Below are 17,375 nucleotides of genomic sequence, written 5' to 3'. Positions count from 1 at the left end.
CCTCGCCAAAGACTGGGAACGCTCCATCGAGAGCTCGACCGCGTGGGCGAATATCGCTTCTATCCGGATGCTAACCCGCAGAATTGCGCGACTTTCAGCCGCATGACAGACTTTTGAATCGGGCTCTTAGATAGCATCTCCGTCGCACCGAGCATCACATGCGGTGCGTCAGGATCACCACGGCAGTTCTTCGATAAACAGGATCAATTCCTGGAAATCCGCGGGCCCAAATCCAAAGGCATGCCCGCTCTCGTTAGGGGAAAATCGCGCGACTGCATCGATCACGGCGGCACTGAACCCTTCGTGGCGGGGATCGTGTTCGGCTTGCCATGCGCTGAGCGCCGCGAGGCGCGCAACGTAGCCGGATGGTTTCAAAACGACGAAGTCGTTCTCGCGTTGCCCGAGGGTCCGGTGTGATCGAGGACCAGACGTTCACCGATGACGGAGTGGGCGACCAGCTTTGGGTCGCGCGCTGCCGGAATCAGAACGCCGCAACATGGGACAAAACTGCCATTCGCCGCCGCTACCGGAGGCGTCCAATTATGCCAGGGGAGAACGGCAGCCGATCAGTCCTGGTCATCGCCTTCATCGTCATCGGGCCGATCCTCATGCCAATAAACGTAGTTAAATAGTGCATCGAGTTCGGTGAAATCGCGAAGCCCGAGCGCCTTGCGCACAGCGTCCGCGTGATCGCAATAAAGCTGATAGATGTCGGGGCTCAGGCTTCCCTTCGATGGGTGAAGCGGAAATCCATCGTAGCCAGCGAGACGCAGGCCCGCGACCGCATTCTGATTCATTACCGCGAAACGTGTGTTGTCCAGCGTGTGCAAAATCTCGGTAAGGAGATTGATCCCAGCACCTTTGATGTTCGCAAACGCCGCGTGGAGAGTGGCGAACGCATCACGCGGCGACAAATCAGCGTGATCGATGATTGACGCCACCGCGCGGACAAAATCCTCTCGCTTGTCAGTAATGCGCGTCTTTGCGCGGTCGAGGCCGCCCGAATGGAATGACCCGATCAGATGCTCATATTCGGTCAGGAAGCCACGCGCTGTTTTCCCCTTCCACGCCGCGATGGAACGAAGCTGTGTCGGCGCAACCGCAAGATTGTTCCGTCTGACTTCCATCTGAGCATTGAACGGCGATGATGCGCCACCTTGCTTCATCATTCGCAGGAAACCGGCTAGGACATCGAGTGACGCTTCGCCGGAATCAACAGCGCGCGTGGCGCGACGCCTTGCAAAACGGGCCCATGCAGCGTTGATCGCATGATCTTTTGCATAATCGTCAATCAGCGGCTTCGTCGCCAGCACAATCTCATCATTGTCGGTCAAGTCATCGAAATGCTCTGTGATCTTTTCCATCATCGTGCCGCTCTCATCGTCGATGAGAACCGACGCTTCATAATTTTGAAGCAGTCCGCCTTGTGTGAAGTTCGCCGATCCCACGACGACCTTGCATTCATCGTCGTACTCGAAGGCATAAATCTTGGGATGAAACGTACTCTCGGAATTGCTGAGGTATAATTCCAGATCGTGCTTCTTGCTCAACCGGAAGAGGGATCGAAGCAACGCGGGATCAGTGTGATAAAAATCCAGGCCAACCGCGAGCCGCGCTGTCATGCCTTTGGACAACGCCTTTTCCAGCGATGCCTTCATTTCCTTCCAGCCCGACATTTTTGCGAACGCGACCATGCACTCGAAACGCCGTGCGTTCCTGAACAGCGCGCCAATCTCCGTCCGGTGATCCGTGCTGTCGTCATTGAGCAGAAGTTGGATTGATTGCGCGTTTGCCATGATGCCCCCATGAATTCAGGGGGATATGTAACGTCTTAGCGCACAAACGAAAGAAGGCGGTGGCAATAGCAATGGTTCGTCATCTCCCTGTCACTGGCGAGCTTTTCAACCAAGGCGCCAGCGATCAGAGGCGAGGCGCCACACGTGACCGGTATTTCGCGTAACCGCACCTTCCCAGCGCTGCGAGTTAACGGCGATAGTTGGTCGGATCCTGCCGATCAATCCTGCAACAAATGTTGACCGGTCAGTGGCACGGTCACTGTCAGCACCACGGTTCCCGACGCCCGGTCCATGTGCGAGCCAGCCCCTCACGCACAAGCTGATCCCCAAGTGATTGGCCGCCCCGAACAACGACCCGAAGCTTACGTCCAAATCGGTCTTCATCGCGGTTTCCAATCGGCCTGACCTCGAAAGTGCCTTCGTTCAAAAGGTCGCGAAGCCGGTAAGTCGCCTTCATACCAAGCTGATACTCAGAATCGCACTTGGGCTCGCTGATCTCGGGGGTGTCGATGTCTGCGATCCTGATCTTCTCACCCTCAAGCCAGAAGGTATCTCCATCAACGACGCAGGTCCGACGTGTAACTCCGCAAAGCTCGAAGCGCGGTGAGGCGCTTCCGGCCATCAGCGAAAGTTTAGGCGGGAGTTCTGACGGGGCGGTCGAGGTCAGACCGGACACGGGCCAACTCAATGCCAACATCCCGGCAGCGACGACGATCGAGAATGCGCCTAGACCAAACATCCAATCCTTGCGCCGACGCTTGTCGTGCTGCTTCTTCAGTTTGTCCCGGAAATCGAAGCGAACGACGTTGTCATCCTTTGTGCCTCGACCTTCTTTTCGAGCCATCAAACTTGGCCTTCCCTACTCAAGCAATCGCTTCTTCATTTATCCATAGACGAACGCCTTTCATATGCGCGAGCCAATTGCTTGCCATCGTTCGAGCACGCTGCGGACATAGTCGGGCGTCTCGCTGTTTCTGGGAATGCCACCAGCTCGCGAAACCGCTCCAGGTCCAGCATTATAGGCAGCGAGGGCGAGATGTATCTGCCCAAACTTGTCCAGCATCTCGCGCAAGTAGCGTGCCCCGCCATCAATGCTCGCAACAGGATCATGCCGGTTCGTGATGCCGAGGTAGCGAGCCGTGCCTGGCATCAGCTGCGCCAGCCCCGCCGCGCCAGCGGGGCTGATCGCCATCGGATTGAAGCGCGATTCAGTCCAGATCAACGCCTGCAGCAAGCCAGTGGGTAGGCCATATCGAAGCTCTGCCTCCCGCACATTCGCCAAATAGATCACCTCGCGGAACGAGGGCGCGAGCGCCGCCTTGCGCAGACTCAAGTTCATCTCACCGTGTGCCGGGATGGCCGGCTTGACAGCCTCAGGCTCTACAGGGGTCGGTCGATGTTCGAATATCGCGAAGGATGGCGTGTCTGCTTGGGCTGAAACCTGCACCGCGGAAACGCTCATAAGGATCATCCCTATCCTTCCAAATCTGATCATCATCCATCTCGTCGCATTGCCTCGAATCGAATCGGAACGTATGGTGAACAAAGAGGTGTAGGAAAGTGCTATTACGCGCGCGATAGGGAGGAGAGGTCGCTCGCAAGGGGGCGGTATTTAGAGCTTGAGGAGCCCCGCATGTCCCACGCGTTATCCAGTCCTCCCAGCTTGTCCCTTGCTTCAGCAGCAAAGCAGCTTTGCGAGGAGCTGGGAGGGTATTGGTCCGGCTGCAAGGGCATGGCGCGATGTCCCTCCCACGATGATCGAACGCCCTCGCTCAGCGTAACTTTGGGACGACGCGCGATCCTCTTTCACTGTTTCGCGGGCTGCAGCCAGCATCAGGTGCTGACTGCACTTGCCGCTCGAGGTGTTTCGCCGGGGAGCTTCTTTGCTGGGAAGGTCGAAGTCGAGCCAAGTGCCAATGTCTGCAAGCCAGCATACAATGCGTTTGCAGAGCGAATTTGGCGTGAAGCAACGCCAATCGACGGTACTCCCGCCAAAACCTATCTCCAGGCCCGCGGCATCCGCGCCGTCTCTCGCGCGCTCAGATTTCACCCTCATACCCCGCTCGGACCGAAGGGGAACACGCAATACTTGCCTGCTCTGATCGCGGCAGTGACGATGGATCATGGGCTGGTCGGAATTCACCGCACGTTTCTCAACCCGCTGAGGCCCGCGGTGCCACCTTTCGCCAACCCAAAGCGCGCACTCGGGAGCTTGGCATCAGGCGCAGTTCGCCTCTTCGAACCTATCGACGGGCGGCTCGGCCTTGCCGAAGGTATCGAGAGCGCGCTCGCTGCCAAGGCCTTGACCCAGATCCCTTGCTGGGCCTCGCTCGGCAATGAGCGTTTTGGCCTCGTGTCGATCCCGGAAAGCGTGAGCGAATTGCATCTGTTCGTCGACCATGATGCAGGCGGCGACATTGCCGAGGAACGCGCGCGCAGCGCCTACGCCTGTGAGAACCGAACGATCGTCACGCGTCGCCCGCGCGGTCACGGGAAAGACTGGAACGACGCCTTGCAAGCGTGGCTGCGGTCCAAGTCCTGACGTGAAGAGAGGGGAGAAGGCTTTTGGCCTGATGAAGCCCGGCCAGTGGACTGGGCTTCGTCAGGAGGTTCCAAATGCTCAGCTCTGTTCCCGCTCTCTTGCTTCCCCCACCATCTGAACCGCTAGTTCTGCTAGCTGCTCGCACCATCGCTGCAAACCTAGCATCCGGCGAACCGATCACGCGTCGGCAACTGCATACGCTTCTGACCGATCATTTCGGCGGCACAGACGCAGATGGGCGCTGGTCGGTGCGCGATGCGCATATCGCCTTGGAATTGGCTCAGACTGAATTCCTGCAGGCCACCCCACAGATCGACCTTGCCGCTTCGGCAGCCGACGCCGACCGGATGTTTACGGCGTTGGAATCCGTGCTGCCGACCCAGACCAATCGCAGCGACGAGCAGATCGAATGGCAGCAGTTCGCAACACCGCCGGGCATTGCCTGGCTTGCCGCCCGGGCGTGTGCCCTGGCCACGGGCGAGCTCGTCCTGGAACCCTCGGCCGGAACCGGAATGCTCGCGGTCTGGGCGGCCAAGGCTGGCTCGCGCCTTGCTCTCAACGAAATCTCGCCGCTTCGCCGCGACTGCCTGAGCGCCTTGTTCCGTGCGGCCCGAGTGACCGGCCATGACGCTGAGCTGATCGACGAACTGCTCGATCCAGCCATCATCCCGAGCGTCGTCTTGATGAACCCTCCCTATTCCCACGGCATTGAGCGAGGGCACGATAGTCGCACTGGCTCGCGCCATCTGCGGTCGGCCTGGAACCGTCTGGCGTCCGGGGGGCGGCTTGTCGCGATCATGCCTGAATGGTTCGACTGCGCGAAGTGCCTGGCGGGGCTGAAGGGACCGATCTCGCTGCGGCTCAATGCCGCCGTCGAACGCGCGTTCGTCAGGCAGGGCACCGGCATCACCACGCGGCTGTTGGTCTTCGACAAGGTGGAAGGCTCCTCGGAGGCGGTCACTATCCGCACAAACGACTTTCGCCAGCTGGTCGATTTTGTCGATGCTTTGCCGGCTCGCGCCAGCTTGGAGGCTGTTACCGAGCAATCGAGCCTTCCGGCTCGTGCGCCGTTTCGCCTGGTGGCGGTGCCGCGCAGGCCGCTGCCGACACCAGCCAGGATCACGCCTCCAGCCTCCGCCATCGGGTCGCTCACCTACCAGTCGCTCGAAACCCCTGCGCCGCTTGCCCCTCAGGTCGGCCACTATCTGCCCTATCGCCCGAGCAGGATTGTGATCAATGGCGCGGCCGAGCATCCGACGCAGCTCGTCGAGTCTGTTGCCATGGGGTCGATCGCCGCACCGATGCCCGAAGCTGTGCCGCAGCTGCCCAATGGTCTGGTTGCCAAAGGGCTGCTGTCGGCTGCCCAGGCAGAGACTCTGATCTACGCGGCAAGCGCCCATGCGCGCGATCTTCCCGGCCGGTTCGAGCCCGAGGACAAGGGTTGTTCGCTCAAGGCATCTGCGGAAGGCCAAACGTACCGGCAGGGCTATTTCCTTGGTGATGGAACGGGCGCCGGCAAGGGCCGCCAGGTTGCGAGCGTCATCCTCGATCGCTGGGTGCGCGGGGAACGACGCCATATCTGGGTCTCGAAGAACGAGGCTCTACTGGAAGATGCCCGGCGCGACTGGGCTGCGCTTGGCGGCCTGCCGATCGACATCCAGCCGCTTGCGTCCTGGAAACTCGGCACGCCCATCGCCATGCGCGAGGGAATTCTCTTCGTGACCTACCCGACCCTGCGCTCGGGCCGAAACGATGCGACTCGCCTCGACCAGATCCTCGCCTGGGCTGGGGACGACTTCGACGGCGTCATCGTATTCGACGAGGCGCACGCCATGGCCAATGCTTCTGGCGGCGAAGGATCGCGGGGCAAGGTAAAGGGTTCTGAGCAGGGTATCGCTGGCGTGCGCCTGCAGAACCTCTTGCCCCGCTCACGGGTGCTCTACGCTTCGGCAACCGGCGCGTCCGACGTCAACAATTTGGCCTACGCGACGCGTCTTGGCCTTTGGGGACCTGAGACCGCCTTCGCCAATCGCGAGGCCTTCGTGGCCGACGTTCGTGACGGCGGGATAGCAGCAATGGAGCTGGTCGCCCGGGACCTCAAGTCGCTCGGCCTCTACACCGCGCGAGCATTGTCCTTCGCCGGCGTCGAATACGAGATCCTCGAGCATCGCCTGACCGAGGATCAGATCGCGGTCTATGATGCCTACGCTGAAGCCTGGGCGATCATCCACGCCAACCTGCGCGAAGCGCTGGAGGCCACGAGGATCGTCGATAGCGAAACCGGCGGGACGCTCAACTCGGGCGCCAAATCCGCAGCGCTGTCCATCTTCGAAGGAACCAAGCAGCGCTTCTTCGCGCAGCTGCTTCTGTCGATGAAGCTGCCCAGTCTGTTACCAGCCATCGACGCGGCGATTGCCGATGGAAACGCCGCAGTCGTCCAGCTGGTCTCGACCGCAGAAGCCATGCTCAATCGTCGGCTTGCCGACCTCTCGGAAGAGGAACGCGAAGCGCTTGAGATCGATCTGTCCCCGCGCGAATATGTGATCGACTACCTCGCCAAAAGCTTTCCTGTCCGGCTGATGGCGGTCTTCACCGACGAAAACGGCAATCCCCGCTCCGAGCCGATGAGCGACGAGCACGGCGCGCCGGTGCTCTGCCGATCAGCACTGGCCGCGCGCGACCGGATGATAGAGCAGCTCTGCGCCTTGCCGCCGATCGCGACAGCACTTGATGCTATTATCGAAAGCTTCGGCGTCGAGCAGGTGGCGGAAGTGACTGGCCGGACGCGCCGGCTCATCGTCGGCCGCGATGGTCGTCAGAAGCTCCAATCCCGTTCGCCTCGCGCCAACGTCGCCGAAACCCAGGCTTTCATGGACGGCACCAAGCGCATCCTCGTCTTTTCCGATGCCGGAGGAACGGGGCGCAGCTACCATGCCGATCTCGCCGCCAGGAACCAGGCCCGCCGCGTGCACTTCCTGCTCGAACCGGGCTGGCGCGCTGACGCCGCGATTCAGGGTTTGGGGCGGACCAATCGCACCAATCAGGCATCGGCGCCGCTGTTCAGACCGGTAACGACCGATGTGCGCGGCGAGCGGCGCTTCATCTCGACGATCGCGCGGCGCCTCGACGGCCTCGGTGCATTGACGCGCGGGCAGCGCCAGACCGGCGGTCAGAACCTGTTCGATCCGGCCGACAATCTCGAGAGCATCTACGCCAAGGAAGCGCTCCACCGCTGGTTCGGCCTCTTGTTCACCGGCAAGCTCGAAGCGGTCTCGTTAGGGTGCTTCCAAGAGCTGACCGGCCTCAGGATTGAAGCACCCGACGGGTCGATGGTCGATGATCTTCCGTCGATCCAGCGCTGGCTCAATCGCATCCTCGCGTTACCGATTGCCCTGCAGAACGCGATCTTTGACGAGTTCATGGGGCTGGTCGAGGCGCGGATTGATGCCGCGCGTCAGGCCGGCACGCTCGATCTCGGCCTTGAGACCATCGCGGTCGAGGACTTCACGGTCCTGTCGGACACGCTGCTGCGCACGGATCCGGCGTCGGGCGCGACCACCCATCTGCTGGAACTGGAAATTGCCAGAGCTTTGAAGCCGCTTACACTGAAGCGGCTCGAGGAACTCCACGGCCTTGCTGTGCCACGGCAGCGGCCTGTTCGGAATGCCCGCTCAGGCCGCGTTGCCTTGCTCGTGCCCGCCCGCAGCATTCTTGCCGATGACGGCACGCGCGTGGCCCGCTTCGAATTGCTGCGCCCGCTGAAACGCAGCCACATCACCGAGGATCAGCTGGCTGAGAGCAGCTGGGAGGGAATCTCCGTCGATGCTTTCCGCGAAGCCTGGGCAGCCGAAGTCGAGGAAGCGCGGACCAACCACAAGCGCGAGCGCCTCTATCTTGCGACGGGCCTTCTGCTGCCGGTCTGGGACAAGCTTCCTTCGGATTTCGTGAGGGTCAGTCGCATATCGGCGGCGGATGGTCGGTCGCTCCTCGGCCGGGAGGTTCCGGTCCATTGCGTTCCGGAACTGTGCCGAGCGCTGGGTCTGGAACGCGAGCAATCGCTCTCCGCCGACGACATCGTACAGGCCGTTCTCGCGACCGGTCGACCGATGGAATTCACTGGCCGCGAGCAGCTCATGGTCAAGCGGAGCCTGGTCAATAGCTCACAGCGAATTGAACTTACCGGATGGAGTGCGGCTCACCTCGACTGGTACAAGGCCCAAGGCTGCTTTACGGAAATCATCCGCTACCAGACGCGGCTGTTCGTGCCGATCGAGGGCGCGGCGAACGTGATTGCCAGATTGGCATCATCCACATAGATCATTGCCAGATGGCATTGATTGACGTATATGATGCCATATGGAGATTTGCCATGCTGGCCCTGCAACCCGTTGATACTGCCGTTACCGCATTCCGTGCCGATCCGATTACCCAGGACGAAGCAGCTGCCATGTTTCGGGCAGTCCTCAATCTGTTCGGCAAATGGGAGCTGACCGACGAGCAGGCGGCAACGCTGCTCGACATGCCGGTGCGATCCTATCGCCGCTGGAAAGCCGAAGGCCCCGGGCGCGTTTCGCGCGATGGCCGCGCTCGGCTGTCCAACCTGATGGGCATTCATAAGGCGCTTCGGATCATCTTCTCGGAGGCAACCCGCAGCTATGCCTGGATCAGGTCGGCCAACGATGCGTTTGGCGGATCCAGTGCGCTCGACGCGATGCTCGGGGGCGAACTCACCGATATCATGCGGGTGCGTCGCTACCTCGACGCCGAGCGTGGTGGCTGGTGAACGAAACGGCGGATATCCCCGTTTCTCGAGTTGAGTGGAAGGGCGCTGTCAGGATCATCCGCAGCGCCTTTCCGCCGATCGACCTGTTCGAAGACATCGCAGATCCAGCCGACTGGCCGCTGCTGATCTCGGCAGAGCAGAAGACCAATCCGCGCATCATGGCGACTATTGGCAATCTCGACCTAATTCCGGTCGAACGCCGCGTCGGCGGTAATGGCGCGTCCTACCTCATGGCGCCGTTCACCCACGTCAGCACGGATCGGCCAAGCCGCTTTACCGATGGCAGTTACGGCGTGCTCTACTTGGGCGACCGGTTCGAGACCGCACTGTTCGAGACGATCCACCACCATGCCCGCTTCATGGCCCGGACGAAGGAAGCACCTGGCTGGACCTCGCAGTTCCGGGAGATCGTCATGTCAGTCGATGCTGACTTGCATGATCTCCGAACTCTGGCGGGGGAGCCGGTTCCGGCGCTCGATCCCCACAGCTATGCCGCATCCCAAGCGGTCGCGCGGCACCTCAAGGCCGCGGGATCAAACGGCATTACCTACCCGAGCATCCGGCACACCGGCGGGGAATGCGTCGCGCTCTTCTACCCGGACTGCGCGTCAAATCCTCTCCAGGGGCGGCACCTTGACTACCACTGGGATGGCGCGCGCGTCGACCTCGTGCGTGATGCCGGATCAGGGGCTGTTTTCCGTATCGTCGACCTGCCTAGCAATGACTGACAGCAATTGCCGATTAAGAGCAGGCGTCCAAGGAAGCCGGATAGGCCTTCCAAACTGGACATCGGTTCAGAGGGCCGGGTCATAGCTTCATCACTAAGCGGCAAGAACTTGGTCTATCCCGCACAGATCTTCCGGGGAATATTGGACGTCGGAGGCAAACGAGTAAACCGTGCGGACGCGACTGCCATCCCAAACGAACTTGAAATGATCGCGTTGAACGGCGCGCTCCAGCACGTCGCCTCTAAGCACGCTCACGCAGAGGCCTGATGGTCGCTCGGCAGGCCTGAAAAGCAGACCATCGAAGCCCGCTTCCGCAATCAGAAGACCGCGCCGACGCCGTTCTGTAAGATCAAGCTCGGGATCCCAGTCACGCCCATCGACAAATCGTCCCTTCACCTGCCGCGAGAGTTCGCGCATTTCCAGGCCAATCGGCGCTTCACCAGTCTTGCTGAGGAACGTCTCGCGCTTTCGGATCGAGATGGCCAATGCCGTTTGCATATCCGCGGCCAGCTCGAGCGCGGGGCGATCCGCGTCGAAGAAACGCGTGCCGTCCGGGTTCGGGTAGGTGAATGGCGCGTGGTTCCAGTTTTGCAGAAGCGGACCATTTCCATCCACGACTTTCGCCCCGTTCATCAGACGATTCCGTTCGCGCAAGCGCGGATTGGTCAGCGATTCAATCTCGGCCAGCGCTTCGCTGCGATCATTTGCCACACGGGCGAACACGTCGATGGTGGGGAAACGCGATGGAATGAGCGTGAAGAAGGGCTGCTCGATATCTACCGCAATGAATTCATCCGCCACGTTGCGCATCCACATATTGTCTCACGCGATAGATATCCATCACCTGACCGCCGCGCATGACATCAAGGGCACTTTGCCCGTTGAACTGGGCATTGTGCCGGCGAATCCAACCATCGGCAGCGCGAGTGTCGGGCAACAGAATCTCGAGCGCTTTATGAATCGCCAGTAGGTGGGAAACGCGTTCGACCGTGTCGCGCGGGAGCGATCCGCCATCCTTCTTCCATTTGAAAAAGGTCGATCGGCCGGGTGACCCGAGCAGTAGCAACTGGTCCTCGGTCGACAGCTGCCATAATTCCGCCAGCCCTTGGAATGCCTCCATTGCCGCTGGAATCGCGGGCCTCCCCTCGCCCGATTGGGCGGTGGGTTCGAGCTTAACCACGCATAATTCTCCCTCTCATCCAGATTTGGACTTGAAACGCAAATCAGTCCCGATGTAGATAGTCCGCATCGGGACTCGATGCTGATCCTAGTCCATGGTGGATTCGGGATCAAGAGTCGGCAGAATATGGAGCACCGTTATGGCCAAGGGCCACGACAAATTTCAGTTTAGCGTCAACGGTGTCCTTCATGGCACCGGAGACAAGTTTCTGGACGGTAGCCAGATCCGCGAGATTGCGGGGCTTGAACCTGCCAGCGATTTCGTTCTGATCCAGATCGAAGGCGGCCTCGCCCGTTCGATCAGCATCGAGGAGGAGGTCAAGTTCGCAACCGGCGAGATCGCGGTCTTTCTCTCATTCGCCGGCGACCGCACCTACAACTTCACCGTCAATGAGCGGGGCTGGGAATGGGGTTCCCCGACGATCCTCGCCGCCGACATCTATCGCTATGGCAAGATCGACGAAGAGCTTGAGCTCATCCTCGACAGCGCTGGCGATGCCGTCATCCCCAGCGATGGGGAGGTGACGCTGGATGGCGCCGGGGTCGAGCGGATCCGCAGCCGTGAACCCAAGACGGTAACCATTAAGGTCAACGGGCGGCCCCGGAGCGTGGAAAAGCGCCCGCACAGCTACCGCGAGATCGCGGCGATCGCTTACCCCAACCCTGACTTTGAGAACTTCAACTACACGATCACCTATCTCCACGGTGTCCATGGCGCCGAGGGCGATCTCGTCGAAGGCGAGACCATTCAGGTGAAGAAAGGGATGGTCTTCAATGTCCGCCGCTCTGATAAGTCGTGATCCCCATCTCAAGCGCCTCGTTGAGGAGGGCTTCGAGATCGAGGTGCGCAACAGCCACTTGATCGTGCGGAGTATTCCGCACGTCACGGTTGACGGAAATTTGGCAAGGGGCGTGCTCACCTGCGCCCTGTCGCTAGACGGCACGGGCCTCACGGCAACGCCGCAAGGCGATCACACGATGTATTTCGCAGGGGGGACGCCGTGCCATCGCAACGGCGCCCCCATGGGGAACATCATCAACAATTCCCAGAAACAGCGCTGCGGCGAGATGGACGTGGATCACTATCTCTCGTCCAAGCCCGAGGTCACCCACCGGTACGAAAATATCTATGACAAGGTGGTCGCCTATGAGCGACTGATCGGCGGCGCTGCCCGGTCTCTCGATCGGACCGCCAACGCCCGGACCCATGCCAAGGCGATGATCGCCAATGACGATAGCCCGTTCGCCATTCCCGATTCCGCCTCGGCCCGCTATCGAATTGGCGGCGTGAACCGCAAGCTGAAGGGACGGGTCGCGATCATCGGTCTTGGCGGAACCGGATCGTTTCTGCTCGATCTGCTGGCGAAGACCTGGGTTACCGAAATCCATCTTTATGATGGCGACCAGCTCTTGAACCACAATCTGTTCCGGTCGCCTGGCTCACCGGAGCCGGAACTGCTCAAGGGTTTCCCCTACAAGGTCGACTATTACGCACAGGTCTATGCCCGGATGCACACGGGCATCACCGCGCATCCTGTTCGGGTGACAGCGGCTAATGTGGACGAGCTGGCAGGCTTCGATTTCGTATTCGTCTGCGTCGATAAGGGGTCTTCACGCCGCGAGATAGCCGAGGGATTGCTTCGGCTGGAGATCCCCTTCGTCGATACCGGGATCGGAGTAGGCCTGGAAGAGGATTGTCTTGATGGCTGCGCCCGAGCAACCTTCATCCGCCCCGGCATGGCCTGGTCCGAAGTCGAACGGTTGCTGCCGTTGGGCGATGACAAGGAGGAGGACGACCTTTACCGGACAGATATTCAGATCGCCGCTGTCAATTCGCTCAACGCCATCATGGCGATCATGCGATGGAAGCGCTGGTCGAACTATTTTCGCGACGAGCGGAACGAGGTGAACTCGGTCTACATGATCGAGGGCAACAACATCTCGAATAGGGCCGCATAATGGCCCGGGTCGACAGGCTCAAAACCGTCTTCGTGGATGAAATACCCGAGATTCTCGAAGACGGCATCCTGTATGTCTCGGAGGAATGCCGCGTCGCGTTGCATAATTGCGCATGCGGGTGCGGGGAAGAAGTGTCCACACCCCTCGTTCGTACCGAGTATCGACTGACGATAGAAGGGGATGCTGCATCGATCTGGCCTTCGATCGGCAATCACGACTTCGCTTGCGCTTCACATTATGTGATCAAGCAGGGCGAAATTCTCTGGGCAGGAAAGATGTCTCGCGGTGCGATCGAGGCAGGGCGGGAGCGAGACCGGAGGCTCAAGCGGCCCCCTGCTCCAAAACCGTTGCCTTCGCGCATACCGGCACCCAAACCGGGGCAGCCGTTCGCGAACGCATTGGTCAAACGCACGCTTGATTGGATCGTGGATGTCTGGCGCAAACTTTTCGGATGATAGGGAAGTCCGTACCGCGGCTTTCGTGGCTGCAATCCAACTGCCGCGATCAAGTCAGCTCAGCAACCCATTCTCCTGGAGTGTCCGCATCTCTGCTCAATCGCGTTTGACCGAAGCCATCGGGCAATTTGCTGCGGATGCACCAGAGAAGAGTGGGCTTTGCCCTGATTGAGCCATTTGGGCGTCGATGGTCGATGCGCCGGGCTCACAATCAGGAGTGTGTCCCATGATCAAGTCGATCCCGCTGAACAAACTCGTTCAGTCGCCCCGTAATGTTCGTCGTCACAGCGATCCGACTGCAGATGGTGAGCTTAAGGCCAGTATCGCAGCCTTTGGTCTGCTGCAGAATCTCATCGTCAAGCCTGCCGCCAAGGGCAAGTTTGAGGTGGAAGCCGGCGAGCGCCGCCGCCGCGCCATGCTTGAACTCGCAGACGAAAAGATCCTCGACCGCGATCACGAAGTTACCTGCCTCGTCCTCGAAGACAGTACCGAAGCCGCGGTCGAGACCAGCTTGGCAGAAAACTTCCACCGCCTCGCCATGAACCCAGCGGACGAAGCCCAGGCTTTTGCGGCGCTCGTCTCAAGCGGTGCAACTGTCGAGGATGTTGCGCGCCGCTTCGGCCTGACGGTCCGCTTCGTCGAGGGCCGTCTGCGTCTCGCGACGCTTGCGCCGGTTGTGTTCGAGGCCCTTGCATCCGGTCAAATCACTCTCGACATCGCCAAGGCCTTCGGTGCGACCTCGGACCAGGAGATCCAGGCTCGCGTCTTCGAACAGGTTTCCTCGGCCTACTATGCGCCCAATCCCGACAGCATCCGACGCATGGTTCTCTCGGGGACCGTCCGGGGCAGCGATCCGCGCGCCCGGCTCGTTGGTCGCGATGCCTACATCGCCGCCGGCGGCCGGATCGAACGCGAACTGTTCGATGATGACAACAGCGAATCCTGGGTCGATGTAGCGTTGCTCGAGAGCCTCGCGGCGGCAAAGATGGAAGAGCAGGCCAAAGCTCTCGCCGCCGAGCAGGGTCTCGCCTGGGTCAAGCCCACGCTAGATCCCTATGCCAGCCACGATCTGGTCGAAGGGCTGGTCCGGCTTCCCGCCGAACCGGCACTACTGACCGAAGCGGAACTGGCGAGGCTCGACGAACTCGATGCCTCCTATGACGAACATGCGGCGATCCTCGAAGACGAGGACAGTGCCGAGGAGGCTGTCGCTGCGGCCGAAGCCGCCATCGAGGCCATCGAACGCGAATGTCAGGAAATCCGGGCACGGCCGCCCGTCATCGCGGCCGAACTCAAGGCCGAGGCAGGGATGGTGCTGGTGCTCTCGCGCGATGGCACGCCGGTTCTCCAGCCGGTGTTCTACGGCGAGCGTCAGGCTGAACCCGCCGAGGCTGACGATAGGATCGAAGTCGTTGCTGGCGAGGAAGGTTCGGACAAGCGCCGGACGACCTTGTCCAAGCGCCTGGGCGACGAGCTCGCCATGCAGCGCCGCGACGTCCTTGCGCTGCATGTTGCCTCTGATCCGGGGCTTGCGCTCGACGTCATGGTCTTCACGCTGGCTGATGCCGATACGCATGACTGGCGGGCACGGGCCGCAACCACACTGCGTGCACCTCTTCCGGCAGGGCCGATCATCGGCTTCGAAGCCAAGGATGCTCCGGCCAGCAGCGCGCTTGCCGAGCTCAGGTCCAGTCTCGACGAAAGCTGGCGCGCTGGCGAAGATGCGACTTGCCGCTTCGACCTGTTCCGCGCGCTGTCCGATGACGGCCGCGCCGCTTGGCTTGGCTATGTCGTTGCCCGGTCGCTCGAGGCGAGCCTCAACATGGCGGGCGAGCGTCAGCTACCGTTCCAGGACCACCTCGGCAGCCTGATTGGCATCGACATGGCGCAGTGGTGGCGACCGACTGCGGCCAATTACTTCGACCGGGTGTCAAAGCAGGTGATCCTCGACGCGCTGACCGACGTCGGCGGCCTCGAGCTTTCCTCGCGCTTTGCCTCGGTCAAGAAGAGCGATCTCGCGATGAGTGCCGAGCGCGTCTTCGCAGGCACCTACATCACAGAAGTCGAAGTGCGCGAGAAGGCTCTGTCATGGGTGCCTGAGGTCATGCGCTTCGCTCCCGCTGCGCCGGATGCTGGCGAGCCCGAGATTGACGCCACTGACGCTGAGCGCGGTGTAGACACCGAAGATCAGTCCCCCCGCGAGCTGGCCGCCTGACCTCCTCCTGACAGGCAAGGCCACTCGTACCTCGAGAAGCGGTCCTTCGGCTCACGCCGGAGGGCCGCTTCCTTTTTTGGAGAAGAGCAGAGGGGGCTCGGGAACCTGTGGCACTGACCGGCGAACCCGTCGCCGACTGTCCAGATGCCTCAATCAGGAGACCCATCATGGCCTATCGCAAGGGGCAGAGCGGCGGCTTGTCGCCCGCCACCCGCATCACCCAAGAAATCATCGCGCGTCTGGAAGCCGGCACGAAGCCTTGGATCAAGCCGTGGCGCGGCGTGCCCGTTTCGCGGCCCCTGCGGGCCTGCGGGATTCCGTACCGGGGCATGAATGTGTTCTGGCTGTGGATGGTCGCTGACATGTGCGGCTACGCCTCGCCGTTCTGGATGACGTACAATCAGGCCAAGTCGCTCGGCGCCCAGGTCCGCAAGGGCGAAAAGTCGACCATCGCGATCTTCTACAAGAGCTACACCAAAGAGGTGGAAGCCCCCGATACCGGCGAAAAGACCGACGAGGCCCGCCGGGTGCTCAAGGCCTATCCAGTCTTCAATGCCGATCAGGTCGAAGGTCTGCCCGAGCGCTTCCATCCGGCTGCAACGCTGGAGCTGGTCGAGCCTGAAGGGCGCGAGGCCGAGCTCGACGCCTTCTTCGCCGCCATCCCCGTCAATCTGCGCCACCAGGGTTCTGAAGCCTATTACGAACCCACTGCAGATCGCGTCACGATGCCGCCGACCAGCCTGTTTTCCGGCTTCGATCACTATTATGCCACGCTCGCCCACGAGGTATGTAACATCGCAAGTGTCCTCATTTCGAGGACAGTCGATGGCCTCCTCACTTTGGTTGCGCGGCACCATCGCAGGGCCTGCCTTGCGATGTCAGGACGGGAGTCCTGATCATGCGTAACTCCGAACGCACCGATATCTACACGCGCGTCACCAACGAGATCGTCGCAGCCATCGAGGCTGGCGCGGGCGAGTGGCGCATGCCCTGGCACCATGACGGTTCGGCCATCACGCGGCCGATCAACGCCGTGTCACGCAAGGCCTATAGAGGGGCCAACATCCTGTCTTTGTGGATTGCCGCTCAGGCCAACGGGTATACCTCGGGGCTCTGGGCAAGCTACCGGCAGTGGCAGTCGCTGGGTGCGCAAGTCCGCAAAGGTGAGCACGCAACTACGATCGTCTTCTGGAAGATTAGCCAGCGCGGCGAACAGACAGACGATCAGGACGATTCAGGCGGCCATGTTCGCATGTTCGCGCGCGGATACAGCGTGTTCAACGAGGCCCAGGTGGAGGGCTACGTTGCGCCCGCGATTGCCGTCCTCTCTGAGGAAGAACGCGTCGCCCGTGCCGAGGAGTTCTTCGCCAACCTCGGCATCGCGACCATCCACGGCGGCAACGAAGCCTATTATTTGCCGTCGAAGGACCGGATCCATATGCCACCGTTTTCCCAGTTCAAGGATCAAGCCGCCTACTATGGCACGCTTTTCCACGAAGGACTCCACGCGACAGGAGCGCCCCATCGGTGCGACCGCGACTTGAGCGGGCGGTTCGGCTCTGACCGATACGCCATGGAGGAGGTTACGGCCTTATCTGGACAGTCTGCACCGCGCCTGACGCACCATTGATCGGTATGCTTCAGCGCAACGCAGGGGGGCATCAGGCCGGATGAAGCGCTATCCATAAGCTGGCGTAATCCGGCCTGATGACCACCGT

General features: G+C 61.0%; 15 protein-coding genes and 2 pseudogenes. 11 read left to right on the top strand and 6 right to left on the bottom strand.

Annotation, left to right across the window (positions count from 1 at the left end; genetic code table 11):
* Positions 1-106 (top strand): annotated as a pseudogene (locus LDN95_RS21555) (IS5/IS1182 family transposase); the annotation flags it as partial.
* A 68-nt stretch (positions 107-174) separates the two neighbouring features.
* Here the strand turns inward: LDN95_RS21555 and LDN95_RS21550 are convergent.
* From LDN95_RS21550 to LDN95_RS21535, 4 genes are all read right to left on the bottom strand, one after another.
* Entirely contained in the window at positions 175-375 is a 201-nt protein-coding gene (locus LDN95_RS21550; RefSeq protein ID WP_212597506.1) for a hypothetical protein, read from the bottom strand.
* A 191-nt stretch (positions 376-566) separates the two neighbouring features.
* Positions 567-1,796, bottom strand: coding sequence for a phospholipase D family protein (locus LDN95_RS21545; protein WP_226019592.1), 1,230 nt, complete (start codon positions 1,794-1,796; stop codon positions 567-569).
* A 262-nt stretch (positions 1,797-2,058) separates the two neighbouring features.
* Positions 2,059-2,640, bottom strand: a complete 582-nt coding sequence (locus tag LDN95_RS21540) for a thermonuclease family protein (RefSeq protein ID WP_226019591.1) — start codon at positions 2,638-2,640, stop codon at positions 2,059-2,061.
* Positions 2,641-2,700: 60 nt separating this feature from the next.
* Positions 2,701-3,258, bottom strand: a complete 558-nt coding sequence (locus LDN95_RS21535; RefSeq protein ID WP_370631727.1) for a lytic transglycosylase domain-containing protein — start codon at positions 3,256-3,258, stop codon at positions 2,701-2,703.
* 375 nt (positions 3,259-3,633) lie between these two features.
* On the opposite strand from LDN95_RS21535, the gene LDN95_RS21530 reads away from it, so the two are divergent.
* The 4 genes from LDN95_RS21530 (at position 3,634) to LDN95_RS21515 (ending at position 9,849) form a co-directional block, all read left to right on the top strand.
* Positions 3,634-4,338 carry a toprim domain-containing protein gene (locus tag LDN95_RS21530; RefSeq protein WP_370631726.1) on the top strand — a complete coding sequence of 235 codons (705 nt, stop codon included), beginning with the start codon at positions 3,634-3,636 and terminating at the stop codon, positions 4,336-4,338.
* Between the two features lie 74 nt (positions 4,339-4,412).
* A complete protein-coding gene (locus LDN95_RS21525; RefSeq protein WP_226019588.1) occupies positions 4,413-8,654 on the top strand; it encodes a strawberry notch-like NTP hydrolase domain-containing protein in 4,242 nt (1,413 codons plus the stop codon).
* A gap of 53 nt (positions 8,655-8,707) precedes the next feature.
* Positions 8,708-9,121 carry an MbcA/ParS/Xre antitoxin family protein gene (locus LDN95_RS21520; RefSeq protein ID WP_226019587.1) on the top strand — a complete coding sequence of 138 codons (414 nt, stop codon included), beginning with the start codon at positions 8,708-8,710 and terminating at the stop codon, positions 9,119-9,121.
* Positions 9,118-9,849: an RES family NAD+ phosphorylase gene (locus LDN95_RS21515; RefSeq protein ID WP_226019586.1), complete on the top strand. Its 732-nt coding sequence runs from the start codon at positions 9,118-9,120 to the stop codon at positions 9,847-9,849. The genes LDN95_RS21520 and LDN95_RS21515 overlap by 4 nt, the downstream gene beginning before the upstream one ends.
* A 93-nt stretch (positions 9,850-9,942) precedes the next feature.
* Here LDN95_RS21515 and LDN95_RS21510 read toward each other — a convergent pair whose 3' ends face one another.
* The gene (locus LDN95_RS21510; protein ID WP_226019585.1) at positions 9,943-10,650 is read right to left on the bottom strand and encodes an RES family NAD+ phosphorylase; all 708 of its coding nucleotides are present in this window, start codon (positions 10,648-10,650) and stop codon (positions 9,943-9,945) included.
* Positions 10,640-11,029: an MbcA/ParS/Xre antitoxin family protein gene (locus tag LDN95_RS21505; protein WP_226019584.1), complete on the bottom strand. Its 390-nt coding sequence runs from the start codon at positions 11,027-11,029 to the stop codon at positions 10,640-10,642. Before LDN95_RS21505 ends, LDN95_RS21510 begins: the two co-directional genes overlap by 11 nt.
* A 139-nt stretch (positions 11,030-11,168) precedes the next feature.
* Here LDN95_RS21505 and LDN95_RS21500 point away from each other — a divergent pair, with 139 nt between their 5' ends.
* The 6 genes and pseudogenes from LDN95_RS21500 to LDN95_RS21475 all read left to right on the top strand — a co-directional run bounded on the left by LDN95_RS21500 (position 11,169) and on the right by LDN95_RS21475 (position 17,287).
* Positions 11,169-11,828, top strand: a complete 660-nt coding sequence (locus LDN95_RS21500; protein WP_226019583.1) for a multiubiquitin domain-containing protein — start codon at positions 11,169-11,171, stop codon at positions 11,826-11,828.
* Positions 11,803-12,987: a ThiF family adenylyltransferase gene (locus tag LDN95_RS21495; RefSeq protein ID WP_226019582.1), complete on the top strand. Its 1,185-nt coding sequence runs from the start codon at positions 11,803-11,805 to the stop codon at positions 12,985-12,987. The genes LDN95_RS21500 and LDN95_RS21495 overlap by 26 nt, the downstream gene beginning before the upstream one ends.
* Positions 12,987-13,442: a DUF6527 family protein gene (locus tag LDN95_RS21490; protein WP_226019581.1), complete on the top strand. Its 456-nt coding sequence runs from the start codon at positions 12,987-12,989 to the stop codon at positions 13,440-13,442. Before LDN95_RS21495 ends, LDN95_RS21490 begins: the two co-directional genes overlap by 1 nt.
* Positions 13,443-13,668: 226 nt before the next feature.
* Complete coding sequence (locus LDN95_RS21485; protein WP_226019580.1) at positions 13,669-15,657, top strand: ParB/RepB/Spo0J family partition protein; 1,989 nt, start codon at positions 13,669-13,671, stop codon at positions 15,655-15,657.
* A gap of 167 nt (positions 15,658-15,824) precedes the next feature.
* A pseudogene (locus tag LDN95_RS21480) lies at positions 15,825-16,445 on the top strand (ArdC family protein); the annotation flags it as partial.
* Positions 16,446-16,555: 110 nt separating this feature from the next.
* Positions 16,556-17,287 (top strand): ArdC family protein, encoded by a 732-nt coding sequence (locus LDN95_RS21475; RefSeq protein WP_226019578.1) that lies wholly within the window; start codon positions 16,556-16,558, stop codon positions 17,285-17,287.
* The last annotated feature ends 88 nt before the right edge of the window (positions 17,288-17,375 follow it).

It is taken from the genome of Novosphingobium sp. FKTRR1, assembly GCF_020404405.1.
GTDB lineage: Bacteria > Pseudomonadota > Alphaproteobacteria > Sphingomonadales > Sphingomonadaceae > Novosphingobium.
Note: the sequence above shows the minus strand (reverse complement) of the source record. Positions and strands in the feature narration are given on the sequence as shown.

Bases quoted from the DNA above. Each gene is read 5' to 3' on its own strand.
- LDN95_RS21545 (WP_226019592.1), bottom strand. From the start codon at position 1,796: ATGGCAAACGCGCAATCAATCCAACTTCTGCTCAATGACGACAGCACG.
- LDN95_RS21490 (WP_226019581.1), top strand. From the start codon at position 12,987: ATGGCCCGGGTCGACAGGCTCAAAACCGTCTTCGTGGATGAAATACCC.
- LDN95_RS21540 (WP_226019591.1), bottom strand. From the start codon at position 2,640: ATGGCTCGAAAAGAAGGTCGAGGCACAAAGGATGACAACGTCGTTCGC.
- LDN95_RS21475 (WP_226019578.1), top strand. From the start codon at position 16,556: ATGCGTAACTCCGAACGCACCGATATCTACACGCGCGTCACCAACGAG.
- LDN95_RS21520 (WP_226019587.1), top strand. From the start codon at position 8,708: ATGCTGGCCCTGCAACCCGTTGATACTGCCGTTACCGCATTCCGTGCC.
- LDN95_RS21500 (WP_226019583.1), top strand. From the start codon at position 11,169: ATGGCCAAGGGCCACGACAAATTTCAGTTTAGCGTCAACGGTGTCCTT.
- LDN95_RS21525 (WP_226019588.1), top strand. From the start codon at position 4,413: ATGCTCAGCTCTGTTCCCGCTCTCTTGCTTCCCCCACCATCTGAACCG.
- LDN95_RS21535 (WP_370631727.1), bottom strand. From the start codon at position 3,258: ATGAGCGTTTCCGCGGTGCAGGTTTCAGCCCAAGCAGACACGCCATCC.
- LDN95_RS21485 (WP_226019580.1), top strand. From the start codon at position 13,669: ATGATCAAGTCGATCCCGCTGAACAAACTCGTTCAGTCGCCCCGTAAT.
- LDN95_RS21495 (WP_226019582.1), top strand. From the start codon at position 11,803: ATGTCCGCCGCTCTGATAAGTCGTGATCCCCATCTCAAGCGCCTCGTT.